18 protein-coding genes are annotated in these 25,523 nt (G+C 67.4%); 8 read left to right on the top strand and 10 right to left on the bottom strand.

Translation table 11 applies throughout. The features are described from left to right. Positions 1–37 precede the first annotated feature (37 nt). Complete coding sequence (locus tag RM96_RS15025) at positions 38–1,051, bottom strand: aldo/keto reductase (RefSeq protein WP_082016556.1); 1,014 nt, start codon at positions 1,049–1,051, stop codon at positions 38–40. A gap of 85 nt (positions 1,052–1,136) precedes the next feature. Between RM96_RS15025 and RM96_RS15020 the strand changes: the two genes are divergently transcribed. Next, positions 1,137–2,084, top strand: a complete 948-nt coding sequence (locus tag RM96_RS15020) for a LysR family transcriptional regulator (protein ID WP_039011645.1) — start codon at positions 1,137–1,139, stop codon at positions 2,082–2,084. Here RM96_RS15020 and pbpC read toward each other — a convergent pair. From pbpC to RM96_RS15000, 4 genes are all read right to left on the bottom strand, one after another. Next, positions 2,064–4,271 (bottom strand): penicillin-binding protein 1C, encoded by a 2,208-nt coding sequence (pbpC, locus tag RM96_RS15015; RefSeq protein WP_039011643.1) that lies wholly within the window; start codon positions 4,269–4,271, stop codon positions 2,064–2,066. The two genes, RM96_RS15020 and pbpC, sit on opposite strands and share 21 nt — an antisense overlap. 44 nt (positions 4,272–4,315) lie before the next feature. Further along, positions 4,316–5,017 (bottom strand): lysoplasmalogenase, encoded by a 702-nt coding sequence (locus RM96_RS15010; RefSeq protein ID WP_039011642.1) that lies wholly within the window; start codon positions 5,015–5,017, stop codon positions 4,316–4,318. Continuing rightward, positions 5,014–11,052, bottom strand: a complete 6,039-nt coding sequence (locus tag RM96_RS15005) for an alpha-2-macroglobulin family protein (RefSeq protein WP_039011640.1) — start codon at positions 11,050–11,052, stop codon at positions 5,014–5,016. The genes RM96_RS15010 and RM96_RS15005 overlap by 4 nt, the downstream gene beginning before the upstream one ends. 96 nt (positions 11,053–11,148) lie before the next feature. Beyond that, positions 11,149–11,634 carry an Lrp/AsnC family transcriptional regulator gene (locus tag RM96_RS15000; RefSeq protein ID WP_039011639.1) on the bottom strand — a complete coding sequence of 162 codons (486 nt, stop codon included), beginning with the start codon at positions 11,632–11,634 and terminating at the stop codon, positions 11,149–11,151. 154 nt (positions 11,635–11,788) lie between these two features. On the opposite strand from RM96_RS15000, the gene phhA reads away from it, so the two are divergent. From phhA to RM96_RS14980, 4 genes are all read left to right on the top strand, one after another. Next, positions 11,789–12,733 (top strand): phenylalanine 4-monooxygenase, encoded by a 945-nt coding sequence (gene phhA, locus RM96_RS14995; RefSeq protein WP_039011638.1) that lies wholly within the window; start codon positions 11,789–11,791, stop codon positions 12,731–12,733. A 151-nt stretch (positions 12,734–12,884) separates the two neighbouring features. Further along, positions 12,885–13,196 (top strand): 4a-hydroxytetrahydrobiopterin dehydratase, encoded by a 312-nt coding sequence (locus RM96_RS14990; protein ID WP_039011637.1) that lies wholly within the window; start codon positions 12,885–12,887, stop codon positions 13,194–13,196. Between the two features lie 137 nt (positions 13,197–13,333). Further along, entirely contained in the window at positions 13,334–14,038 is a 705-nt protein-coding gene (locus RM96_RS14985; protein ID WP_039011635.1) for a response regulator transcription factor, read from the top strand. 52 nt (positions 14,039–14,090) lie between these two features. Continuing rightward, a complete protein-coding gene (locus tag RM96_RS14980) occupies positions 14,091–15,695 on the top strand; it encodes a sensor histidine kinase (protein WP_039011633.1) in 1,605 nt (534 codons plus the stop codon). A 36-nt stretch (positions 15,696–15,731) separates the two neighbouring features. On the opposite strand, the gene RM96_RS14975 is transcribed toward RM96_RS14980, so the two are convergent. After that, positions 15,732–16,244 carry an SET domain-containing protein gene (locus tag RM96_RS14975; protein ID WP_039011632.1) on the bottom strand — a complete coding sequence of 171 codons (513 nt, stop codon included), beginning with the start codon at positions 16,242–16,244 and terminating at the stop codon, positions 15,732–15,734. Between the two features lie 1,224 nt (positions 16,245–17,468). On the opposite strand from RM96_RS14975, the gene RM96_RS14970 reads away from it, so the two are divergent. Next, on the top strand, positions 17,469–17,747 hold the full coding sequence (locus RM96_RS14970) for an HU family DNA-binding protein (protein WP_012354324.1): 279 nt from the start codon (positions 17,469–17,471) through the stop codon (positions 17,745–17,747). Between the two features lie 239 nt (positions 17,748–17,986). Next, a complete protein-coding gene (locus RM96_RS14965; protein WP_039011630.1) occupies positions 17,987–18,982 on the top strand; it encodes a DUF2272 domain-containing protein in 996 nt (331 codons plus the stop codon). A gap of 75 nt (positions 18,983–19,057) precedes the next feature. On the opposite strand, the gene dinB is transcribed toward RM96_RS14965, so the two are convergent. The 3 genes from dinB to RM96_RS14950 form a co-directional block, all read right to left on the bottom strand. Then, positions 19,058–20,143 carry a DNA polymerase IV gene (gene dinB / locus RM96_RS14960; protein WP_039011629.1) on the bottom strand — a complete coding sequence of 362 codons (1,086 nt, stop codon included), beginning with the start codon at positions 20,141–20,143 and terminating at the stop codon, positions 19,058–19,060. 182 nt (positions 20,144–20,325) lie between these two features. After that, positions 20,326–21,231 (bottom strand): EamA family transporter RarD, encoded by a 906-nt coding sequence (rarD, locus tag RM96_RS14955; RefSeq protein ID WP_039011627.1) that lies wholly within the window; start codon positions 21,229–21,231, stop codon positions 20,326–20,328. A gap of 147 nt (positions 21,232–21,378) precedes the next feature. After that, positions 21,379–22,515: a TRAP transporter substrate-binding protein gene (locus RM96_RS14950; protein ID WP_039011626.1), complete on the bottom strand. Its 1,137-nt coding sequence runs from the start codon at positions 22,513–22,515 to the stop codon at positions 21,379–21,381. A 489-nt stretch (positions 22,516–23,004) separates the two neighbouring features. Between RM96_RS14950 and RM96_RS14945 the strand changes: the two genes are divergently transcribed. Further along, positions 23,005–24,675 (top strand): carbohydrate porin, encoded by a 1,671-nt coding sequence (locus RM96_RS14945; protein WP_039011624.1) that lies wholly within the window; start codon positions 23,005–23,007, stop codon positions 24,673–24,675. Here the strand turns inward: RM96_RS14945 and RM96_RS14940 are convergent. Next, positions 24,659–25,405 carry an aquaporin gene (locus RM96_RS14940; protein ID WP_063925989.1) on the bottom strand — a complete coding sequence of 249 codons (747 nt, stop codon included), beginning with the start codon at positions 25,403–25,405 and terminating at the stop codon, positions 24,659–24,661. The two genes, RM96_RS14945 and RM96_RS14940, sit on opposite strands and share 17 nt — an antisense overlap. Positions 25,406–25,523 lie beyond the last annotated feature (118 nt).

Raw genomic sequence — 25,523 nt, 5'->3', positions numbered from 1 at the left:
AAGCGCCATTATGCGATACGAGTCCTGCGGCCCCTTGTCAGCGCGCGAGCATGCCCATCATCTGCGCGCCATACCGCGTACCCGCCGCTGCGCCGGCCGGAAACACCGCCTCGATATCGGCCAGATCCTGTGCCCCCAGCTTTACCGAAAGCGCGCCAAGGTTGTCGTCGAGATTGCCCACGCGGCGGGTCCCGGGAATCGGCACCACCTGCGGCCCGCGCGCCAGCACCCAGGCCAGCGCGAGCTGCGCCGGCGTGCAGCCCTTGGCCGCCGCCAGTTCGCGAACCTTGTCCACCAGTGCCAGGTTGCGCGCGAAGTTCTCGCCCATGAAGCGCGGGTTGGTACGGCGGAAATCGCCCTCGGCAAAGTCCTCGGGGCTGCGGATGGCGCCAGTCAGGAAGCCGCGGCCGAGCGGGCTGTACGGCACGAAGCCGACGCCCAGGCGCTCGCAAGTGGCCAGGATGCCGTCCTCGTCCGCGTCGCGCGTCCACAGCGAAAACTCGCTCTGCAGTGCCGTGACCGGATGCACCTTGTGCGCGCGCTCGAGCGTCTTCGCGCCTGCCTCCGACAGCCCAAGCCAGCGCACCTTGCCGGCCTTCACCAGGTCCGCCATCGCGCCGACGGTCTCCTCGATGGGTACGGCCGGGTCCACACGGTGCTGGTAGTACAGGTCGATATGGTCCACGCCCAGCCGCTTCAGGCTGGCCTCGCAACTGGCGCGCACATACTCCGGCCGGCCGTTCACGCCACGCGCGGTCGGGTTGGCCGGATCGCGCACGATGCCGAACTTGGTCGCCAGCACCACCTGATCACGCCGGCCGGCGATGGCACGGCCCACCAGCTGCTCATTGGTATGCGGCCCGTAGATGTCGGCGGTGTCGAGCAGGTTGACGCCGCGGTCCAGCGCGTGATGGATGGTGCGGATCGACTCGGCGTCGTCATGCGCGCCGTAGAAATCGCTCATGCCCATGCAGCCCAGGCCAAGCGGGAAGACTTGCGGGCCGATATTGCCCAGCTGGCGGGTGCGGATCGAAGTGACGTTCGCGGTCATTGGAAGCTCCTGTTGGTCGGCGGCGAATGCAGGCAAGTATGGACACTCGACCGCCCCGGAAACAGCGTGCTACGCTGCATGCATCATGAAGCCAGACTTCACAATCGATGCCGACTCCCTGCCTGCGCTGGCTGCGTTCACGCGCGTGGCCCGGCTCGGCAGCTTTACCGCGGCCGCCACCGAACTGGCGGTGAGCCCCTCGGCGGTGTCCCAGACGATCCGCCAGCTCGAAGCGCGGCTCGGCGTGCGCCTGCTTCAGCGCACGACCCGCAGCGTCGGCCTGACCGAGGCCGGCGCCGCCCTGCTCGCACGTGTCGAGCCCGCGCTCGCAGAGATTGGCGCGGCTACCGACGACATCCGCCAGCAGCGCGACATGCCCGCCGGCACGCTGCGCCTGACCACGCCCACCACCGGCGGCGCCCTCGTCCTGCGCCCCTTGCTGGCCGAGTTCATGCCGGCCCATCCCGGCATTGCCGTCGATGTCGTCACCGACGACCGCTTCGCCGACCTGATCGCCGAAGGCTTCGATGCCGGCCTGCGCCTGGGCGAAGCCCTGCAGCGGGACATGGTGGCGATTCCCGTCACCGGCCCCCTGCATATGGTGGTGGCTGCGTCACCGGACTATCTGGCGCGCCATGGCACGCCGCGCAATCCGCGCGACCTGCACGCGCATGCCTGCCTGCAGTACCGCTTCGGTCCGCATGGCGGCGTGTACCGCTGGGAGTTCGTGGAAGACGGGCGCACCTTCACGGTGGACACGCACGCCGCGCTGATCGCCAATGACAAGACCCTGCTGCACCAGGCGGCGCTGGACGGCATGGGGCTAATCTACGAGTTCCCGATCCACATCCAGGCTGCGCTCGATTCCGGCCAGCTTGTCACCGTGCTCGATGAATGGAGAGCGCCGTTCGACGGCTTCTACCTGTACTACCCGGGCCGCGTGCTGATGCCGCCCAAGCTGCGCGTGTTCGTCGATTTCCTGAAGGCCCGCGCGCCCGTTTCAGCGGCCGGTTCAGCGCCTCGATGCAGCTGAAGGCACACGCACGGTCGCGCCGCGCACTTCGATGCCGATGCGATCGACCACCTTGCCCGCACCATCGAGCAGCTCGACCTGATGCCTTCCCGGCCACGGCAGCCACGCCACTTCGCCGCCGCGGCCCAGCGGCTTGCCGTCCATGCGCCAGCTCACCGCACGCGCGGTCTGGCCGGCCACGCCCTCGGCATGGAACCAGACCCGTTGCGCGGCGGGCGGCATGTCGGGATCGAGCGCGAATATCGTGCCGTCCGCGGGATTCGCAATCGCGGGCGCACCGGTTCGCACGGTGGCAGCGCCAACACTGACATGCGTGAGGGCCGTACCGGCGAGGAACACCTCTTCCCGTGCGGGCTCGAGGTCATCGGCAAAGCTCAGGGCGACGCGCTCCACCCCGGCCGGCATCGCCGGGGCCACGCTGGGCTGCGAGCGGTGCAGTGCCTCCATGACCTCATGCCACACCGGCGCCGCGCCGGAAACGCCCGACACCTCGCGCATGCTGGCGCCGCTGGCATTGCCTACCCACACGCCCACCGTATAGCGCTGCGACCAGCCGATGCACCAGTTGTCGCGCATGTCCTTGCTGGTGCCTGTCTTCACCGCCGTCCAGAAGCGCGTGGTGAGCGGACTGTCCAGGCCGAAGGTGCGCGCACGCGCGTGCCGGTCAGACAGGATGTCGCCGATCACATAGCTGGCGCCGGGCGACATCACCGCCGGCATCGACGGCGCCGCCGTGCCTTCGCGCCAGCGCACCGGCGCGTAGCGGCCACCGTTGGAAAACGCGCGATACGCGTTGGTCAGCGACAGCAGCGACACATCGGCGCTGCCCAGCGCGAGGCTGTAGCCGTAGTAATCACCGGCCTCGGTCAGCGGCAGCCCGAGCGCCACCAGCCGCTTGTGGAATCGATGCGGCGTCACCATCACCAGCGTGCGCACTGCAGGTACGTTCAGCGACGCCGCCAGCGCCGCGCGCGTACTGACCCAGCCAGCGTAGCGGTGATCGTAGTTCTGCGGCACGTAGAGCCCGCCACCGACCGGCAGGTTGACCGGCCTGTCATCGAGCAGCGAAGCCGCCGTGAGCCGACGTTCCTCCAGCGCCTGTGCATAGAGGAAGGGCTTCAGCGTCGACCCTGCCTGGCGCAGCGCCGCGGCGTGATCCACCTGCCCCGCCGCGGACAGCGCGCCCGAAGAGCCGACATAGGCCAGCACTTCGCCCGTGGCGTTGTCGAGCACGACCACCGCGCCATCCTCGACATGGCGCCCGGCCAGTTCACGCAGATGCCGGTCGAGGCTAGTCACCGCCACGCGCTGCAGTCGCCCGTCGACCGTTGACTGGATACGTGCGGGAATGGCCGCACCGGCGCCGGCCTGAGCACGCGCCTGGCTGACCAGAATGCGCGACAGATGCGGGGCGAGCTGCGCCGGCACCGGCGATGACGACGCCTGCACCTGCTGCGCGACGCTGCCCGTGCGCAGCAGCGCCAGCTGCGTGAAGCCTTCCAGCCCGTTGCACTCGCGCGGCAGCCGCATCTCCTGCAGGATGCCGCAGGCCCGGCGCGCCACCTGTGCCGCGCGCGCATTGGGCGCGCGCACGAGTGCAACCGCCACCGCCGATTCGCGCGCGTCGAGCCCGTTCGGATACTTGCCGAACAAGGTCTGCGACATCGCCGACAGGCCCACGAGCTCGCCGCGGAACGGCACCAGGTTCAGGTAGGCCTCGAGGATCTGGTCCTTGCTCCAGTTGCGCTCCAGCGCTGTCGCGCCCGCCGCCTGCCCGAGCTTCTGCCCGAGGCTGCGGCCCTGCCCGGCCGAAGCGGGCCGGCGCAGATCGTCGTCGATCAGGCCGGCAAGCTGCATGGTCAGCGTCGAGGCGCCGCGTGTGCGCGTGTTCCACAGATTGGCCCACGCCGCCGCCGCCACGCCCTGCCAGTCGACGCCGCTGTGCGCATAGAAGCGTTTGTCCTCCGACAGCACGATGGCAGTGCGCAGCGCCGGCGAAGTGTCAGCCAGGCCGATCCAGTCGCCGCGGCGCGCACGGAAATCGTCGCGTACGCGCCCGATCGCTTCGCCATGGCGGTCGGTCACGATCACATCGGCGCTGCGCCAGTCGGCGCGGACCTGTTCGAACGACGGTACGGCCCACGCGAGCACGGGCCACGTGCCGGCGATGAGGATTGCCAGCCGCATCGATGCACCACGGCCCGGTCTTGTCGCTGCTGCCATGCCGTGTCTCATGCCTCCCGCGCCGACACGATGCCCGCCACCAGCAGGATCTGCGCGGCCGCATAGGTCCACCAGATGCCGAGCTGGAAGGTGTCGAACGGCACCAGGAAACGCGCGATGCCGATCATCATGTCCGAGGCCGCGAAACACAGCGCACCGAGCGCCGCGAACGGCGTGGGCAGGCGCGCCACCAGCGCGCTGCACACCATCGCGGCCAGCACACTCACGTACAGCGTCACCGGCACCGTCAGCGTGCCGAGATTGGGCCAGAAGCGCCCCAGCATGGTCCCCGCTACGCCCACCAGCACGCCGCACCCGATCAGGCGGTGCGGCCTGAGATCGCCGGCCAGCGGGATCAGCAGGCGCATGTATGCCAGATGCGCCAGCAGGAATGCGCCGAGTCCGCCAACGAACGAGAACGACAGCGTCGGCAGCGCCAGCAGGAAGTCACCCAGCGCCGAGAACAGCAGCGCCGTCACCAGCCAGCGCCGCTCCGGCAGCGGGCGGTGGAACCATGCGGCACGCGCCAGCATCAGCGCCATCGCCGTCTTCCACGCGGGCTGCAGGGCGATCTGCCCGGTCAGCGGTGCACCATCCGGCAACTCCATCGCCACCTGCACCAGCAGCGCGCCGTAGATGAGGCCGGCCAGCGAGCCGGCCAGCCACCATTCGCGCACGCGTGCCGGCATCATGAGCGCAAGCCAGCTCATGGGCGGGCTCCCACCACGAGACGCGCATTGGGCGCGGCGCCGAATACGTCGGGCGCGTACATGGCCTCGACACGGGTCGGCGGCAGGGCGAAGTCGCCGGCATTGTTCAGGCGCACCGTGTACTCCACCGACGCGCTGCCCTTAGGCATATAGGCGTAGTACTCGCGATAGGCCTGCGGCGTGCGTTCGGTGTAGGCCTGCCACGCCGCGCCCTTGCGCCGCTCTCCGCGCGTGGCGATTTCCGAATCGCGGCCAAGGCCGCTGCCGAGGATCGTCGCGCCGGCAGGCACCGGGTCGCTGACCACCACCCAGGTCATGTCGGCCTGCGCATCGATATCGAGCTTCACGCGGTACGTGTCGCCGCGCGACCACTTGCCGGCAGCGGCCTGTTCCATTGGCGTCACTGTGCGGCGGATGCGATATCCCGCTGCCAGTGGCTGCGTAAGCGGCACCGCTGCCATTGCACGCACCGTGGCCCACGGACGGCCCGCGCCGGCATGGTCGACATGCAGCGTGCCGCCCGTCTCGCCGGCCGGCCATGGCAAGTCCACGCTGCCCTGCGCCACGCCGTCGCGCCGCTCCGCGCGGCTCCAGTCGAAGCTGCGCACAGCATTCGGCGCGCCTGCCACCGACATGCGCGTGCTGCCTGCCACCGGCGTCTTCTCGAAAGCCTGCGCGAAGCGCGTGACGGCAAGCATGCCCCATGCATTCGCGGTGGTCGTTCCCCACGCGCCGCGCATCTGGCGGCCCAGCAATCCGGTAGCGAGCTGCGGCACTTCATCCTTCCAGCCCGGCAGGTCGGTGGCCAGCGCCAGCAGGCGTGCGGCATTGACATCGCCGCCTGCCATCAGCCACCACCAGTCGTCGTTGCGCTCGGTCGAGAACGCCAGCCGCGTACCCTGCACCATCAGGCGGGCGCGCAACAGCTGCTGGGCTTCGGCCAGGCGCGCTTCGCGTTGCGGAATGTCCTGCACGCGCGACAGCAGTGCAATCCAGTCGAGCAGCGCGGAGGTCGGCCACTGCGCCGGCAGGATCTGGATCGAGCCCAGCATGCGCGCCTGCGCGTGGCCGGTGCGGGACAGCGCTTCGAGCGCGGCCAGCTTGCGCACTTCCAGGTACTGCGTACCCGCAACCGGTGCCCAACCGTCGCGCCGGATGCGGCCTTCGACGAAGTCCGTCAGGCCGCGCTCCATCTGCGCACGCAGGGCATCGGGCACGCGCAGCGTCATGCCGGCGCGCGCGGCTTCGTCGGTGACCGAGAGCAGATACGCCGTCAGCACTTCGCTGCCGAAATCGCCGTCGGCACGCAACGGGAAGTACGACGCCAGGCCGTTCGCATCGAGATACGACGGCAGCTGCGTCATCAGCGCCTCCCACGCCGCGGTATCGTTCAGGCCGATGGATTTCGACGCACGCTGCTCCAGGCACGTGAACGGATAGTTGCGGAACCACTCGCGCACGCCTGGCATGCCGCCAGCCAGCGACGACTGCAGGGTGACCTGCAGGCCGCCGCGCAGCTTGCCTGCCGGATCCGTCAATGCACCCGGCGGCGCCTTGACCGGCACCGAGAGCTCCGGCGCGAGTTGGGCCAGCGTGGCCTGCTGCACCGTCACCGGCACCGCCGGCACGATCTGCTGCGAGACCTTGATGCGGTCCGCGGCACTGCCGGTGCCTTGCTCGCTCGCCTGCACCTCCCACTGCACCGTGCCGCTGCGAGAGAACGCCAGCAGCGCGGGAGCGGTCACGTCCCAGCCGATCTCGCGCGCCTCGCCCGCCGGCAACTGCACGGTCTGCGCAGGCAGGCCCGCCTCATTGCCGATCAGCGTACCGCGCGCGCTCACCTGTACGGTCATCGCGCGTTTGGTCGTATTGCGCAGCGTAAACATGGCGCGATAGCGATCGTCCTCGCGCACCAGCAGCGGCAGTCCGGAAATCACCTGCAGGTCTTGCGTCGCAGCGATGGTCGCGCTGCCGGTGCCAAAGCGGCCGACGCCAAGATCGGCCACTGCGACGATGCGGAAGCTGGTCAGCGAATCGTTGAGCGGCACTTCCACCGTGGCCTTGCCTTCGGCGTCAAGCTGCACGCGCGGGTTCCACAGCAGCAGCGTGTCGAACAGCTCGCGCGTGGGGCTTTTGCCGCCGCCGCCGCCGGCCGGCACGGCCTTGCGCCCATAGTGCCTGCGCCCGATGATTTCCATCTGCGCGGTGGCAGTCTCCACGCCGTAGCTGCGCCGCTGCAGCATGGCATCGAGCAGGTCCCAGCTGGTGTTCGGCATCAACTCCAGCAACGCCTGGTCCACCGCCGCCAGCGCGACTTCGCCGTTGGCGGCGGGCTTGCCATCAGGCCGCTTCACCTGCAGCGACACGCGCGCCTTTCCGCGCACCGGATAAGTCGTCTTGTCCGGCGTGACGGTCACGTCGAGCCGGTGCGCCTCGTTGCCCACGCGGATCTCGGCCAGGCCCATGCGGAAGGCCGGCTTCGACAGATCGACCAGGGCCGTGGGGGCCGCGTATTCCTTGCCTTCGCTGCGGAACGCGCGCCACCATTCGCCGGGCTGGCGCCAGCCCCACGTGAAGAACGAATACCACGGCACTTCATGCAGGCGGCCGCGAATGGTCAGTACCGACACATAGACATTGGGGCCCCACTCCGGTTTCACCTTCACGCGCACGGTCGGGTCGGTGCCGTTGAGTTCGACCACCTGCGTTTCCAGCACGCCTTCGCGTTCGACCGCCACCAGCGCGGTGGCATGGCGGAACGGCATGCGCACCTGGAACACCGCGGTGTCGCCCGGTGCATAGCTCTTCTTCTCGGGCAGCAGGTCGATGCGGTCATGGTTCTCGCCGCCGAACCACAGTTCGCCCTGCCGCGTCACCCAGACCGTGGCAGCCGCCTGCGCGGTGCGACCGTCCTTGTCGCGCGCGCTGGCCACCAGTTCCACCTGACCCGCCTGGTCTAGCGAGATGTCGCAGCGCGCGCGGCCCTGCGCATCGGTACGTGTCTCGCACACGGTGCCCAGGTCGCGGCTTTCCCTGCGGTTGTCGTAGCGATAGAAGCCACCCACCACGCGCTTGCGTGCCGAGGTGGTGATGCGCGCCCGCGCGTTGATCTTCACCGGCGCATCCGCCACCGGCTTGCCCTGGATATCGAGCACCACGCCATGCACGGCGAGCTTCCGCTTCACCGAGACCCAGCCTTCGGTGCGAATGCCCGCGACCACTGCGGCCGGCCACACCGGCACGGTCTGGCGCAGCGTCTGGATCTCGCCATTGGGATCGGCAAATCCGGCTTCGAGCACCATGTCCTTCGGCGCATCGGTCTTCGGCATGCGGCGGATGGTCACGCTGCCGTTGCCGTTCTTGTCCAGCGTCAGCGGCAGCTTGTCGGCGATCAGCTTCTGGCCGTCGTCGTGTGACTGGCTCTCGCTGTCCTCGTCCATTTCCTCGTCGCCGGTCGTACTCTCACGCGGCGTACGGGGCGGCGTGAACGAGTACTCGTCATAGCCTGGGAAGCCGACCCACTTGTCCCGCAGCAATGCCGACACGCGCACGGGCAATCCCGCGGCACCGCCGCCGGACACATAATGAATCTCCACGCCCACCGGCACTTCGGCCGGGGCGACCACCGCGCCCGACTTGCCCTGCGGACCGGACACCTGCAGCGTACCGGTCAGCACCGGCAGCCGGAACGCCTCGACACGGAAGCTGCCGCTGAGGTAGTTGCGCGTCGTGCCGTCATCGACGTCGACGCCATTCCTCGGCTGCGTTTCCAGCTCCACCGAATAAACGCCCAGCTTTGCCGACGGCGGTACCTGGAAGCTGCTTTCCGCGCTGCGGCCACCGGTAGCGGTAGTGCGCCATTGCAGTGGCATCTCGTAGCTCTGTCCGCTGCCTTCGTGGCGGACGATCACCTTGGCCGGAAGTGGCCGGTTGTCTGGCGGTAGCGCAAAGCCCTGCGCCGTCTCGGCACGCATCAGGTGCTTCATCGACACCGTCTCGCCGGCGCGCAGCAGCGTGCGATCGAAGATGGTGTGCGCGCGCACGGTCTGCATCGGGCTGGTATCGGTCGGCACGTTAAAGCGCCAGGTCTCGATGCCCTTGTTCCAGTCCGACATCACGAAGGCCATGTCAGCCTTGCCGCGCGCCTGCACGTGGCCGGCAGCAATCCGTGCGGAAACGAAATAGCCAGACAGGCCGTTCTGGTCGCACGCACCATTGCGCACGCTCTCCAGCTTCGCGAAACGGGCGACACCGCTTGCATCGGTACGGCCCTCGCCCAGCAAGCGGCCATCGCACGCGCGCACTGCGATCGCGGCATCGGCCACCGGCTTGCCGTCGTCGAGTGCAGTCACCCACGCCAGCCCGCTCATGCTGCCGTCGCCATCGCCACGGCCCAGCTTGAAATGCACACCAAGGTTGGTGACCAGCGCCGCGGTGCGCACATACATCGGCGCGCGCTTGCCGAGCAGCGCCTCGCCCAGCATCGGCGACGCGATCTCGACCACGTGAAAGCCAGGCTCTGGCAGCGGAATGCCGACCACCTCGAACGGACGCGGCGCATCGCCGGAAGGCTTCGGCACGGCGAGCTTCTGCACGCCCGGTGCGCGTTCCAGCAGCGATACCGAACGCGATTCGATGGAAGGCGCGTTGCGCGGATTGTTCACGCCATACGGCGAGCGGCCGGCCAGCACGGCATCAAGCTCATTACGCGTCCAGCTGGTCTCGTGCAGGCGGCGCACCGCGCCCAGCCAGCGCATGACGGCGGTATCGTCGTCGACCTTCAGCTTCAGCACGGTGCCGGCCTGCGCCTGCAAGCCACGCACCGCCAGGTCGGCCTCGACATTGCGCAGCGTCACCGGCAGCAGCGGCGGATAGTCGGCCGGCGATTTGCCCTTGGGCAGCTCGCCGAAGCGCTCGACCACGCCGAATGGCGCCGCCGAGAACTTGGCCAGCGGCGGCATCGATGCGGTCGCCACCTTGAGCGGGAACAGGTCGGCGTTGGCAAGGGTGCGGCCGCTGTCGTCCTTCAGGTCCTTCGGGATCTCGATGGTGAACTCCGCCTTCTCCGCGAACGGCGGGGCGAAGGTGACCGAGCTCACGCTGGCCTCGCGCGATGCGTCCGGATCGAACCGCGGCGCGCGCGGGCCGGCCGACGACTTCAGCAGCACGTGCTCGGCCATCTTGCGCGAGATCGGCGCCGAGAACGAGACCATCATCGGGCGCAGCGGCGTGCAGGGCGATTGCGCATGTTCGCGCTCGCAGCTGAAGCTGGCGGTAAAGGCCTCACGCACGGTGTAGTCGAAGCGGCGTTCGTCGCGCGTGGCAATGCCCGACGGCGTGGCAATGCCGGCGCCAAGCACCAGCTGCATGCGCGCGCCGGCCGGCAGGCGCTGCTGGCAGGCGAGCAGGTGCACGGCGTCGGGCGCGTCCCTGGCGATACGCTTCCAGTAAATGGCGGCCAGCACGGCATCGCGCTCCTTGCCAGCCAGCAGGCGCACTGGGATGCGTTCGCCCAGGCCCTGTGCCTGGCACCAGGCGTGCTCGCGCACCGAAGCCGGCGTTGCCGCGCCGTTGAAGCGCAGCGCAAAGACCGGGTCTTCCTCGATCTGGCCGCCGGCGGGCCGGCTGGCGATCACGGTCGGGCCGCCGGTCTCGAAGCGGTACTCGGGCTTGCCGGCGTAGGCCTTGCCGGCCACGCTGCGCAAGCTCGCCGACATCCGCACCGAACACGTGACGCCCGGCGGCAGGTCGCGCTCGAAATCGAACACCCAGTTCTTCGCGTCGACCCACCGGCCCTGCCCCGCGGTATTGGCGCCGGTACAGGAGAGCGCCGCGGGCGCTGCTGCCTGGACGTCGCCCATCGGCACCATGTCCTCGTCGAAGCGGATCGCCACCTGGCGTACCTGAGGAACCGTTCCCTCGGGGGAGAAGCGGGTCACCTGCGCGGCCAGCGCGTCGGCGGCCGGCATGGCCAGGCACCCCAGCATGATTGCCAGGCCAAGTTTCCGATCAGCTCGAGCGACGATTCCCATCATCCTGCCATCCTCCGGTTACGGCACCCGGCGAGGGTGACATGCACGCATTAGGAGTGCAAGACCGGCACGCAAACCTGCAGTGTCCCGACAAAAGATTCAACGCAGGTGCGACAGTGGCAGCGCGCCTTCGGACTTCAGCGCGGTCAGCACGATGTTGGAACGCACGCTCTCCACGCCGGGCACCCGCATCAGCCGCTTCATGGTGAATTCGGCCAGCATGGGCAGGTCGGGCACGACCACGCGGATCAGGTAGTCGGCCTCGCCAGCCACCGAGTAGCACTCCTGCACTTCTTCCAGCAGCAGGATTTCTTCGCGGAACCGTTCAACCATGGTGTCGCCGTGGTGCGCGAGCTTGACGCTGATGAACACCAGCACGCCCAGGCCCAGCGCCTGCGATGACAGGCTGACCCGGTAACCGGTAATGACCCCATCGGCCTCCAGCCGGGCCAGGCGCCGGCCGACCTGGCTGGGAGACAGGTGCACGCGCTCGGCCAGCTGCTGGTGGGTGGAACGTCCGTCGGCCTGCAGCGCCGCAATCAGGGCCAGGTCGAAGTGATCCAGGGAAAGACTTTGGGCGTTCATACGCAAATCCCGCATTCGTGATCAGATCTACGCAGATTATATGCATCACCCGACGAAACCAAGCCGTTTATGCGGCCTGTTTGCAGCAGCAGATGACTAAACTACGCAGTAAATCCGCATCAGCGGTGTTACCGAATACCAGGAGACAGGATCCATGTCCGCCACCGCAGTCGCGCAGGACGCACCCGCGCAATTTGACGGCGCCTTCCAGGGCACCATGACCGACAAGCTGAAGGAACAGTTCGACGCCGGCCTGCTGTCCGGCCAGGAACTGCGCCCCGACTTCACTATCGCCCAGCCGGTGCACCGCTACACCAGCACCGACCACGCCGTCTGGCGCAAGCTTTACGAGCGCCAGGCCGCGATGCTGCAAGGGCGCGTGAGCGACGAGTTCCTGCAAGGCCTGGCCACGCTCGGCATGGAAAAGGACCGCGTGCCGGACTTCGAGCAGCTCAACGAGACCCTGATGCGCGCCACCGGCTGGCAGATCGTGGCCGTGCCGGGCCTGGTGCCGGACGAAGTCTTCTTCGAACACCTGGCCAACCGCCGTTTCCCGGCCAGCTGGTGGATGCGCAAGCCCGAGCAGCTGGACTACCTGCAGGAACCGGACTGCTTCCATGACGTGTTCGGCCATGTGCCGCTGCTGATCAACCCGGTCTTTGCCGACTACATGGAAGCCTACGGCAAGGGCGGCCTGAAGGCGGCCGGCATGGGCGCGCTCGACATGCTGGCGCGCCTGTACTGGTACACCGTCGAATTCGGCCTGATCCGCACGCCGCAAGGCCTGCGCATCTATGGCGCCGGCATCCTGTCGAGCCAGGGCGAGTCGATCTACAGCCTGGATTCGGCCAGCCCCAACCGCATCGGCTTCGATGTGCGCCGCATCATGCGCACGCGCTACCGCATCGACACGTTCCAGAAGACGTACTTCGTGATCGACAGCTTCGAGCAGCTGTTCGACGCCACCCGCCCCGACTTCGCGCCGCTGTACGAAGAACTGCGCGCCCTGCCCACGCTGGCTGCCGGCGATGTCGCCGAAGGCGATGTGGTGCTCAACGTCGGCAACCGCGAAGGCTGGAGCGACAGCGACGACATCTGAGCGAGCGCTCAATCCCCCACTGGTTTCCCCAACCCGCCGCGCGCTTCCCCGCGCGGCGCGGTGCTTTGTGAAACAATGCCTGCAAGCCCTCCGCAAACTCGGAAGGGCGGGCCGGCTATCCGTTTAATCCCGACTTCAGATCGAGCCCATCATGACGCCCATTTCCCCGCTCTCCCACCAGGAACGTGCCACGCTGCTCGCCGACCTGCCCGGCTGGGCCCAGCTCATGGACCGCGATGCCATCCACAAACGCTTCTCGTTCGCCGACTTCAACGCCGCCTTCGCCTTTATGACGCGCGTGGCCATCCAGGCCGAGAAGTCGGACCATCATCCGGAATGGTTCAATGTCTACAACCGGGTCGACATCACGCTGTCCACGCACGATGCCAACGGCCTGACCCGGCGCGACATCGACCTGGCGCATTTCATCGAGCGCGCCGCGGCGTCGTTGCGCCAGGAGTGACGGCCAGGCTGGCCGGGCTGTAGGGAAACCGAAAGGAAGGCGGACGCTTCGCCCTGTACAATCTGCCGCAGGCTTGCGCGCCGGAGTGCGCGCGACGTCCCCTGCCCAGCCATGCCCAACGTCCACCCCGAACTGCCATGCGTATCCTGCTGATCGAGGACGACCGCCAGATTGCCAGCGGCGTCGAAGCCGGCCTGTCCCGCGCCGGCCACCAGGTGCGCGTGGTCCACGACGGCGTCTACGCCACCGAACACCTGCTGCGCGAGCAGCACGACCTGGTCATCCTCGATCTCGGCCTGCCCGGCATCGACGGCATGACGCTGCTGGCGCGCTACCGCGCCCGCAACCGCACTACCCCCGTCATCATCCTGACCGCGCGCGATGAGCTCGAGGACAAGCTCTCCGGCCTGAACGCCGGCGCCGACGACTATCTGGTCAAGCCCTTCGCCCTGCCCGAGCTGGAAGCGCGCGTGCGCGTGCTGCTGCGCCGCAGCCAGCACGGCGAGGCCGCACCCGAGCGCGACGTGCGCCTCGGCCGCCTGCGCCTGTCGGGCAACGACCGCCGCATGTTCATCGACGGCAAGCCGCTGGAGCTGTCGCCGCGCGAGTTCGCCGTACTGGAGCTGCTGCTGCAGCGCCAGGGCCGTGTGGTCAGCAAGGCGCAGCTGCAGGACCACCTAGCCACCTTTGCCCATCCTGCCGGCGAAGGCGGCGATACCGTGGGCGATACCGCCATCGAGGTCTATGTGCACCGCGTGCGCAAGAAGCTCGAAGAGAGCGATGTCGAGATCGTGACCGTGCGCGGCTTCGGCTACCTGCTGCAGATGCGCGCCGGCCAATGATGCCGCGCCGCCGCGCGGACCGGTCCGCTGCGCGTAGATGAACAAACGAGCCATGTGGCCCCGATCCCGGCCTTCCCGGCCCGCCGCGGAGCCCGCCCCGCGTCCCGCCCAGCCGCCGCGCACCGCGCCGAACCCGAGCCTGCGCGTGCACCTGCTGCGCGCGCTGGCCACGCCGCTGTTCGCGCTGGTGCTGACCAGCGGTTCGCTCTCCTACTGGCTGGCTGCCCACTACACCACGCAGGTATTCGACCGCGCCCTCTATGGCGTGGCCAACAACATCGCCCAGCAGATCCGCATTGCCGGCCCGCGGCTCGAGCATGACATCCCGATGATCGCCCAGACGCTGGTCGAGGCCGAAGGCACCGACCGCATCTACTGGCGCATCCACGGCCCTGACGGCCTGATCGGCGGCATGGACACCTGGCTGGGCTACGGCACCGGCCAGACCACGCTGCACGACGCCCGGCTCTTCTACGCCTGGTTCAGCGGCCGGCAGGTACGCGCGGTACGGCTGCCGGTGATGCTGCCAAGCGCCGCGGTGGACGAGCTCGCCACCAGCGAGGATGGCAAGGCCACGCGCGGCCCGATCGTGGTGGAAGTGGCCGAACTGCTGGACCGGCGCGAGACCGCTGCCAACGAGATCCTGTTGTCGGTGTCGGTGCCGCTGATCCTGCTGCTGCTGGTCGGCAGCCTGATCCTGTCGCACGTGCTCAAGGAAGAGCTGGTGCCGCTGCAGATCCTGACCGACAAGCTCAATCGCCAGACCGCCCGTTCGCTGGCGGCGCTGGACGAGACCCAGGTACCTGCCGAGGTGGCGCCGCTGATCCGCGGCCTGAACGCGCTGCTGTCGCGCCTGCGCGATGCGCTTGATGCGCAGCGCAAGTTCATCGCCGATGCCGCCCACCAGCTGCGCACGCCGCTGACGGCCGTGAAGCTGCATGCGGACCGCGCGGTGGAGGCGGATTCGCTGGAAGTGGCGCGCCACGCCCTGCGCGAACTACAGACTGCGGCCGACCGCGCGGTGCGGCTGTCCAACCAGCTGCTGTCGCTGGCCCGGGCCGAGCCCGGGCTGTCGCTGGAGCGGCTGGGCCCGGTCGAGCATTTCGACCTCGCTGAGCTGGCCTTCGAAACCGGCGCCGAGTGGGTGCCGCAGGCGCTCGCGCGGCACGTGGACCTGGGCTTCGAGGTATTGCCGGGACCGACCTTCACCGGCGGCTCGCCCGCCGTGGTGCGCGGCAACCGCCTGCTGATGCGCGAGGCGCTCTCCAACCTGATCGACAACGCGGTGAAATATGTGCCGGCCGGCGGGCGCATCACCGTGCGCGCCGGCGGCGAGGCGCTGGGCCATCGCGGCATGGCGGTGGTGATGGTGGAAGACAATGGCCCCGGCATCCCGCTGCAGCGGCGCGAGGAGGTCTTCAAGCGCTTCTTCCGCGGCGACCGCTCGCCGGAACTGCCCGGCGGCACCCAGGCGGCACCGACGGCCGGCGCCGGGCTGGGCCTGGCCATCGTGCATGAGATCGTCGGCCTGCACCACGGCACCATCCGCATCGAAGATGTCCCGCCCCCCGCCGGCGATGCCGGCAGCGGGGAGCGCCGCGCCACCATGCGCTTCGTGATCCGGATCCCCTGCGAGGCGGCCGCGCCGGCGGCCTGAGCGAACCGTCCCGCGTTGCAGGGGACCGACTGCGGATTACTTCCCGCCCTTCTTTTCCTTCGGCGCCAGCATGGTGCCCCGGCAATCCGGGCTGCCGCAGCGGCACTCGAACTCCTTCTTCAGCTTCCTGGTGTAGCGGGCATCGATGACCAGCCCGTAGTCATAGAACAGCTCCTCGCCGGGCGCGATGTCGCGCAGCGCGTGGATGAACACCCTGCCCTTCTTCTCGCGCGCCTCGCAGTTGGGGCTGCAGGCGTGGTTGATCCAGCGCGCGCGATTGCCGCCGTACTTGGCGTCGATCACGCTGCCGTCGTCCAGGCTGAAATAGAAAGTGTGATTCGGATCGCTCGGGTCGTGCGGATGGCGGTCCAGCGCCTTCTTCCACGAGATGTGCTCGCCCTTGTATTCGATCACGCGCTCGCCCTCGGCAATCGCGGCAATGGCATAGACGCCCTTGCCGTGCACGCCCGACTGGCGCACTTCGATGCGATCGCTCGCCGTCTTCTTCTTTTCCTGCCCGTCTTCCTTGCGCTTTGCTTTTTCCGCCATTTGCGTTTCCGTGCCTGGTCGCCTGCGTTGTACCGGATGCCGGTGGTGCCGGCGCGATCGGCATGATACCGGCGCACACCGGGTGCGTATACGCGCGCCCCGGTATACGCCAGGCAAACGCCTTCCGCGACGTATACCGCGGCCCCGCCGGTGATCCGGCAAGCACGGCGTATACCGGCTCCGCACCGGCCACCAATGTGGATAACCCCGCCCAAATCTGTGGATAAGCAACCGGATTGGATGTGGGCTGCCTGGGGCTGACATGGGGACGGCTCAGGCATAAGTCGGACGGCCTCCGACCAACCCCTCATACCGAAGGCGGAGTCATCCACCTTCCCCAACATCCGGTCCCTGTAGTTCTCGTTTACGTAAACCCATGAGTTAAAAGCGGTTTACGCGGTTATCCACAGCGGAGCGGCTGGTTTACCTACTACTACTATTTGTATACATGAAAAGAAAGACGTAAACCGAAAGGACTACGCCCTGGCATCGGCAAGAAAGGGTACGCCGGGGAAAACGGCCGTCGAAAAGCCGGCCTTCGGCCCGGCTGCTTTTTTCAGCACGGCTCTCCCCGCGCCGGCGTATACGCGAACACGTAAGCCGAAGCCGTAAACGTGGCGTGGAAACATTTCCAGCGAGGCGTGCGGGACGTATACGGCCTTGCGAATGCGGAAGGCTTCGACCAAAAGGGAATCGGAATTGCAGAGGCGCGTTTACTGCTGCCAGGGCTTCGCCTGCACCATGCATGCGGCGAATAGGGCGGGAAGAGGCAACGACGTGCCCGATTGGGCGCTATGCACAATAGTGCAGGTCACTCGCTACGTCAGCTTCCATTGCGGGGACCGTAGCCTCTCCGGGCTCGTACAGCCCCGGCAGAAGGCCTGGAAGCCCCATGGACGGGCCTGGAGCACTCCGGGTGCTCCGGCAGTGCTCCAGGGCCTCAGAGGCCTCAGGATCGCCTCCTGTCCCGAAACAGGCTCCACCAGTGTCTATGCGGTTCAGGCATCACGTTTTGCCAGTTTCTTTGGATGGCCCTGTCGAGGCCCATCGCCTTAGAAAGCCCGACTGGCGCGGCTCCTCGGAAACTACCTCGTAACAATCTGTTCGCGGTGCGCCTTGCCCGACACGGTATGATGTGGCCCGCGGCGTCTTTGCCGGGGCGGTGCCAAGCGTGGCCGGCCACGGCGGGCGTCTGTGTTTTATCAACTCGATACGGAGTGAAGCATGACGAAAACCGAACTGATCGACGCTATCGCAGCCGGCGTGGACGGTCTGACCAAGGCAAAGGCAGAGCAGGCACTGAACGTTACCCTGTCGGCCATCATGGACGCCGTTGCGAAGGGCGACACGCTGAGCCTGATCGGCTTTGGCACGTTCAGCAAGGGCGAGCGTGGCGAGCGCATGGCGCGCAACCCGCGTACTGGTGAAGAAATCAAGGTGGAAGCGGCCAAGACCGTGAAGTTCAAGGCTGGCCAGAAGTTCAAGGACGCCGTGAACCAGTGATCCTGGCGGGCCGTTCCGACAGCCCGGTTTGTATGACCCCGCCATGCCGCCGCCCGGTGCCCGAGGGCGCAGGCGAGCGCCAGGCGGGGGACGTTATCCACAGTACTTGTCCTCGATTTCCGAAGTATTCGCTACACCACTGGCCAGCCCGACGGAATAGCGGCCAGCCAGGTCTTCCAACCGGCGTCCAGCCACGGCTGTTCAAGGGCTGAGCGGACTCCGTGCTTCGTGGGGCTTCCATGTTTCCCCGACTGCAGCAGCGCAGATCTCCACAGCCTTATACACAGCGCTTTCCACAAGCGATTCCACAGTTTTCTCCACAGGCCTTGTGCGCCGCGGCGGCCCTCGCATTGCTGAGTGCCTGCACCACCATCAGCGAGCCCGTGCGCCCGCAAGCAGCGCCGCTGCCCGACACGGAACGGCCCGTGACCAGACCTGGCGCCACCCCGCGCGAGCGGATCATCGAGATCGCCACCCAGGAGTGGCAGCGTTGGGGCGGACAGACCGTGCGGCTGGGCCGCGACGATAGCTCTTGCGTCACCTTCAGTCCGCTGCCCGAGCCGGTGCCGCCCGGCATGGAGGCGTCGTTTGACAGCCAGGCGGGTGCCAACAGCAATGCCGCCGCACCTGGTTCTGCGCCCCGGACGTCAGCCGATACCGAGTTCGATCATGATGGCCGGGGCCCGGAATGCCTGAGCTTCCCGGATGGCACGGGCATGGAAGCCACGCCGCTGGGCTGCAAGCTGGCGCGGCGCTACTGGGGGATCGTCGGCGAGGCGCCTTCGTGCCAGCAGGTCACGCAAGGCGCGTGGGCGTGGTCGGCCGTCTTCATTTCATGGGTGCTGCGCAAGGCAGGGCTGGACGACCGCCAGTTCCTGACCGGTCAGTCCCATTCCATGTACGTGGTGGATGCGCGTGACGGCATCCTGCCGGCGCCAGCCTTCCATATCGAACCAACGCCCGCCATGCCCCGCCCGGGTGACCTCATCTGCGCCGCCCGTGGCCACGACAAATACCTGGAGGATGTGTCGGAGATCGGTTTCGGCACGACGCCCATGCATTGCGACATCGTGGTCTCGGTCGATCCGGCCGCACGCATGGTGAAGGCGATCGGCGGCAACGTGCAGCAATCGGTGTCGATGGAGGAGATCGAGCTGGGCGACTCCGGCAAGCTCGACGGCATCACCAATTCGCACATGCCGTGGCTGCTGCTGATGCGCAGCAACCTGCAATAGCCTGGTCAAATTATTCGCGCGATTAATCGACGATGACTAGTGTTGTTTGGATCGATTAATCGCGTGAATGCCATGTCAATCAAACAACACCAGTTGCGCCTCGTCGCGATCACTGGTGCCTACGCCGACCCCCAGCAGCCGCACCGGCAAACCGCGCCGCGCATGCCCTTCGGCCAGCAGCCGGGCATAGGTCTGGCGGTCTGGCGCATGGCCGCGGCATTCGACCGTGGTCTGGCGGAAATCCGAAAAGCGCAGCTTCACGGTCAGCTTGTCGATGGTGTCGTGTGCCTGTGCGCGTGCGATGCGGGCCTCCAGCATGGCAATCAGCGGCTCCAGCTCGGCCAGGCAGGCTTGCAGGTCGGGCAGGTCGTCTGGATAGGTTTCCTCCACGCTGATCGACTTGCGCTCGCGCTCGGGCGTGACCTCGCGATGGTCCACGCCGCGGCACAGGTTGTAGAGCCGCGCACCGAAGCTGCCGAACTGCTTGTGCAGCCGGTCGGGCGACCATTCGCGCAGGTCGCCGCAGGTCTCGGCGCCCAGCCGCTTGAGCTTGGCGGCGGTGACCTTCCCCACGCCGTGGATGCGCTCCACCGGCAGCGCGGCCACGAAGGCGTCGACGGCGCCAGGACGCACCACGAACAGGCCGTCGGGTTTGTTCCAGTCGCTGGCGATCTTGGCGACGAACTTGCTTGGGCCGACCCCGGCCGATACCGTCACGCCCACCTCGTCTCGCACGCGCTGCCGGATCTCTTCGGCAATGCGGGTGGCGCTGCCGTCATGGCGCGTGCATCGGCTCACATCGAGATACGCCTCATCCAGCGACAGCGGTTCAACCAGCTCGGTGTACTCGCGATAAATGGCAAAGATGCGGCGCGAAACCTCGCGGTACTTGTCCATGGCCGGCCGCACGATCAGCAGGCCGGGGCAGCGCTTGACCGCCTGGGCCGAAGACATCGCCGAGCGCACGCCGAACGCGCGCGCCTCGTAGTTGCAGGTGGCAATCACGCCGCGGCGGTCAGGCGAACCGCCTACAGCCAGCGGCCGCCCGCGCAACGACGGATCGTCGCGCATCTCGACCGAGGCGTAGAAGCAGTCGCAATCGCAATGGATGATCTTGCGCTGGACTGGCTGGGCGGCGGAGGTCGGGCTATCGGCGTTCATTCGGGGGCTGGTGGCGTCCTTTCTATCGACTCCACGAATGGTGCTTGCTTCTGAATCTATGGATTAATCAGTCACGCCAATAATTTTCGGCGTTCTGCCGGGGATCGTCGATGCCATGGAGTCCGGATCTTGCACGTAAGGTACTGAAAACCATCTACGCAACAAATCATCGATCGCAAATTCTAAGTGGGTTCATTACCCGCATTGATGGCGGAGGGCTTCTGTCGCGCACTCATCCACAGCCCTTCCGCCGCATACATCGCCAGCGAAATCCAGATCAGCGCGTAGCCGATCTGCTTTTGCGCAGGAAAGGGTTCGTGCCAGAGCCACACGCCCAGCAGCAGTTGCAGGGTCGGCCCGGTGTATTGCAGCAATCCCAGCAATGACAGCGGAATCCGCCGCGCGCCTGCGGCAAAGAACAGCAGCGGCACCGCCGTGACCGGCCCGGCCATCAGCAGCAGGAACTGCGTACCTGGTGCTGCGTGCGTAAAGCCGTCCTGGCCGGTGAAGAGCAGGTAGCCAAGCGCGGCGGCAGCCAGCGGGAACAGCAGCAGGGTCTCCAGCGACAGCCCCTCCAGCGCGCCCAGCGCCCCGGTCTTGCGCAGCAGGCCGTAGCCGCCGAAGGTTGCCGCCAGCGCCAGCGCAATCCACGGCAACTGGCCGGCTGCCACGGTCAGCCAGATCACGCCGGCCGCAGCTACGGCGATCGACAGCCACTGCGCCGGCCGCAGCCGTTCGTGCAGGAACACCACGCCGAGCAGCACGCTGAACAGCGGATTGATGAAATAGCCCAGGCTGGCATCCACCACGCGGTTCGCGGACACCGCCCAGATATACAGGAACCAGTTGCCGCACAGCAGCGCGGCGCTCGCCGTGAAGCCGGCCAGCAGGCGCCGGTCTTTCATCACTTTCCCGAGCCAGCTCCATTGCCGGCGCCCGGCCAGGATGATGCCCAGGAACACCAGCGACCACACCATCCGGTGCAGCAGGATCTCCGCCGGCGCGATGCCGTGCAGCGACTTGATATACAGCGGAAGCAGCCCCCAGATGATGTAGGCCAGGAGTGCGTAGAGGATGCCGATTTGCATAGGGAATTCCGGTAGATGCGCGCGATTCTACCGGCGGGCGCAAAAGCGCGTATGGCTTGGCGAACTGGCATGCCAGACAATAAAAAACCCCATGTCCGGCGAAAGCATGGGGTTTCCCTTCGGGCCGGCCGTGCCGGCGCGCACTGCTTACAGCTTGTGCGAGAAGCTGAATTGCGAGAACGCCTGCTCGGCCACGTTGAACCACGCGGCCTCATTGTTGCGGAACACGCGCCAGTCGTCATAGATCTTCTTGAACGACGGGTTCTTGGCGGTTTCGGCGGCGTAGGCGTCCTGCGTCGCCTTGAAGCAGGCTTCCATGATTTCCTTGGAGAACGGGCGCAGCTTCACGCCGTTTTCCAGCAGACGGGCCAGCGCTTGCGGGTTGACCGTGTCGTACTTGGCCATCATGTTGGTGTGCGCCTCGATGGTGGCGGTTTCCAGCGCGCGCTTGTACAGCGCGGGGAGCTTTTCGTACTCCGATGCCGAGGCATAGAACGACAGCTGGGCGCTGCCTTCCCACCAGCCCGGGTAATAGTAGTACGGGGCCACCTTGTAGAAGCCGAGCTTTTCATCGTCGTACGGGCCCACCCACTCGGCCGCGTCGATGGTGCCCTTTTCCAGCGCCGGGTAGATGTCGCCGCCGGCGATCTGCTGCGGCACCACGCCTAGCTGCGACAGGACCACGCCGGCAAACCCGGCGATCCGGTACTTCAGGCCCTGCAGGTCGGCCACGGTCTTGATTTCCTTGCGGAACCAGCCGCCCATCTGCGCGTTGGTATTGCCGCCCAGGAAGTTGACGACGTTGTATTCCTTGAAGAACTCGCGCAGCAGCTTCATGCCGTTGCCTTGCAGCATCCACGCGTTCTGCTGGCGCGCGGTCAGGCCGAAGGGGATGGTGGTGTCAAAGCATAGCGTCGGGTTCTTGCCGAAGTAGTAGTAGCCGGCGGTGTGGCCGAGCTGCACGGTGTTGTTCTGCACCGCGTCCAGCACCTGCAGTCCCGGCACGATTTCGCCGGCGGCGAAGACCTTGATGTTGAACTTGCCGTCGGTCAGTTCCTTGACGCGGGTGGACAGCAGCTCGGCAGTGCCGAAGATGGTGTCGAGCGACTTCGGGAAGCTCGAAGCCAGGCGCCATTCCACGGCCGGGTTGCTGCCGACCACCGCCGGGGCGGCGGGGCCGCTTGCTGCGGCGGGCGCTGCCTTTTCTTCACCCTTGCCGCAGGCGGCAAGCGCCCCGGTGGCGGCCACGGCCGATGCTTTCAACAGAAAGGAACGACGTTCCATCTCGACTTCTCCTCGTTATAGATATTGGTGCGGATGCAGGCGCAGGCGCCATGACGCCACTTGCCAGACCGTGACGCGCCGCCGCCGGGATACGGAAGCGGTGCGCAACGCTGAGCCTGTTACGGACGGGGGCCATTGCGGTGGGACCCTGAAGTGCCTGACAGGTGCGGTGACACCGGTTCGTAACAGGCCAGGGCTGTCTTATCCGAAAGACAAGCCAGCCGATTATAGCGGTGACCCTTTCGGCACGGGGCCATGCGGAAGTGCGGGTTTTCGCTAGTCTTTCGCCGGATTTGTGTCCATTTCGCCGTGTCCTGCCGAACACCGGAGCGGTTGCACCGGAGAGATTTCGTTTCGGAGTTTTCGTATTGTGAGAAGACGAAAACGATGATGGATTTTGTAACCCGGCTTGCAGTCAAATTGTGCGGCTGATAAAAACAGAGCCCTTCCGGAGGATTGCCATTTGCCATACTCCGGTGCTGAAGTTGCATGTTGCCAGTAACCCTTACCGCCCTTCCTCGCCGCCTGCCCCGCCGCCGTCTCGGATTTGCCGTTCTGGCGGCCTGGGGGCTCGGTGCGTGCGCGGCGCAGAATACGCCGTCTGGCCTCGAGCCACCGCGTATCGGGCCTGGCACAGGGCTGACAGTGGCCGCGCCGGCTGCCGCCACCGCACCTGCCCGGCTGGTGTCCAAGGCTGACTCCGCAGCCCCACAGGAAGACCCGCTGGCGGCACTGATTGCGGGCGCCGGACTGACTGCCGGTGCACCTGTCCCGGCGGCGCCGGCAAGTGTACCCGGCGCCGCGCCGGCCACCGTAGCCGCAACGGCTGCCGAAGACGCCTTTGTCGGGCCGCCGGAACCGCCTCCTCCACCCCCTCCGCCAGTTGTGCTGTTTCCGCCGCGCCTGGGCGAGTTCCAGGCCGAGCCCGTACAGCCGAAGGTGGCCGGAGAATCAGCTGCCGGCAATGCAGACGCGGATGCCCCGCCCTCGGATGCACCGCCGGTCCTGCGGTCCCAGTTGCCGGCCGATGATGCGGCCGTCGATTCCGTCTGGCGCCTGAGCTACAGCGGCCGTGCCGCCGCGGAAGATCGGGACGCTACGATGCGCGCCTGTGCCGGCGGCGCGCTATCCACCGGCATCGGCCACGGACTGGCCTGCAGCAGCACGGGCGAGGTCAAGATCCGCGAATCCGTGCTCGACCTCGACGGCGGCGCCCAGGTCATGCTGGTCGCGCAGGCCAAGGGTACCGATGCCACTTCGGTGAATGGCCGCCCTGCCGCTGTCGACCCCTATGCGCTGGTACCGCAGTTCTATACGGCTGTGAGCGGCCTTTCGGTGCTGGACGGCGCCACCATGTGGGCCGGCCGCCGCGACAGCTCGCCGTTCCTGATGTCGTCCGGCCTGCTCCCGCCCAATTCCGCGGCCATGCGCTTTGGCGTGGACAATGCGCGCGTGATCGGGGGCGTCGGCTTCAACTACCAGTACACGGCCCGCAACGACCAGAACGGGGCGAACCTGCCCAGCTATCACTCGGTGCGCACGGCGCCGATCGAGACCAACGACAAGGGATCGGTTCAGCTCGGCTTCACGCGGGTCGAGGCCCAGCCCACGCTGGCCGATGACGGCGGCGCGTGGTGGGCGTCCGCCCTGCACGAGCAGAAAGGCATACTGGCCGGCACCAACCGGCTGGGCCTGCAGTTCGGCTCGGGTTCGCGCGCGGCCATGACCGGCTATTCCGGCATGGGCCCGGCGCTGTCGCGCATGCGCGTGGCCGAATCGCTGGAATGGAAGGGCCGCTCGGGAATTGGCGGATCGGTCGAGTCCAGCCTGCAGCTCGACCGCTCGCCGGTGGGTACGCTGCAGTGGGCTGCCACCCGCATCCGGCCGGCCTACGTGGCCAGCGACCAGTTCAGGCTGACATTCGAAGTCGCGCACGACCAGATCTCGTCCGGGTTCGGGGCGGGCGGCCAGCGTACCGCACTGACGGTGGCGCCGACGCTGACGCTGGGCAAATCGGCCGGCAACGCCAACCTGCGCGCGTTCTATACCTACAGCCGCGCCAGCGACGTGGAGGGCATCGCCTTTACCGCGCCGGCCGACGCCTGGGCCACCCAGACCAGCGGCTCGATCTTCGGCGTCCAGCTCAATCGGCGCTGGTAGCCGCCGGTTCCCCGGGCCTGCGCCATGCGGACTTGCCGGGGGTTCCCGCGGCTGAGCCCGTGCGCACCGGCGCCTGCTGGCGGAACAGCCAGTGGAACACCAGCGTCGCGCTAAGTCCGCCGCCGATCTGCGCCAGCACGAAACCCGGCACGTCCACCGGACGGATGCCGGTAAAGGTATCGGTCAGCGCGCAGGCGATGGTCAGCGCCGGATTGGCGAACGACGTCGACGACGTGAACCAGTATCCCGCGGTGATATAGCCAGCCACCACGAACGGCACCAGCCCCGGCCGGCTGCGCAGCGTGCCGATGCCCACGCCGACCAGGCCGAAGGTGGCCAGGAACTCGCTCCACCACATCGGTGCGCCGGTGCGCGCATGGCCAGACCACGCCAGCGCCGGCTCGCCGAACATCGCATGGGCAGCCAGCACGCCGGCCATCCCGCCGAGGATCTGCACCAGCGCGTAGCGCAGCGCATCCCGCGGCGACAGCGCTCCCTGCACCAGCGCCGACAGGCTTACCACCGGATTGAAATGCCCGCCCGATACTGGGCCCAGCGACACCAGCAAGGCCACCAGTCCTGCTCCGGTCGCAAGCGAATTGGCCAGCAGCGCCAGTGCAATATCGCCGGCCGCCAGCCGCTCGGCACGAATGCCCGAGCCCACCACCACGGCCACCAGCAGCGCCGTACCCAGTCCTTCGGCTACCAGCCGGCGCGCGAGCGTACTCACTGCTGCGCCTCCGTGCGGCATGAAGACGGGATCGCGCGAATGGACGAGTGCCACATGGCGCGGCACGGATTCAGCGCGGGAAAGACAGGAGGAAAGGCTGGCAGCGGCAGATGTTCAA

The organism is Cupriavidus sp. IDO, assembly GCF_000812465.1.
Lineage (GTDB): Bacteria > Pseudomonadota > Gammaproteobacteria > Burkholderiales > Burkholderiaceae > Cupriavidus.
This window is presented reverse-complemented; position numbering and strand designations above follow the sequence as displayed.